Here is a 229-nt window from a genome sequence, read left to right as displayed (position 1 = left end):
GTCGAATGGGGCGAATTCCCCTCCCATGAACAGAGGTTTCTTCCCCGGATGCCCGGACATATAACCGTAAAGCACGGGGGTGTGGGCGAACTTCTGCCAGTAGTCCCCGGGCATTTTATGCAGAATGGACCGCTGGCCAGGCACGACTTCGTCATGCGAAAGCGGCAGCAGGAAATTTTCGTTGACGGCGTACATAAACGGGAAGGGGTTCAGATTGGGAGGATACTGC

1 pseudogene is annotated in these 229 nt (G+C 55.9%); it reads right to left on the bottom strand.

The features are described from left to right. Positions 1-229 (bottom strand): annotated as a pseudogene (locus tag KVT34_RS31545) (1,4-alpha-glucan branching protein GlgB); the annotation flags it as partial.

Origin of the sequence: Paenibacillus sp. GbtcB18 (assembly GCF_019091125.1) — a bacterium.
Classification (GTDB): domain Bacteria; phylum Bacillota; class Bacilli; order Paenibacillales; family NBRC-103111; genus Paenibacillus_F; species Paenibacillus_F chitinolyticus.
This window is presented reverse-complemented; position numbering and strand designations above follow the sequence as displayed.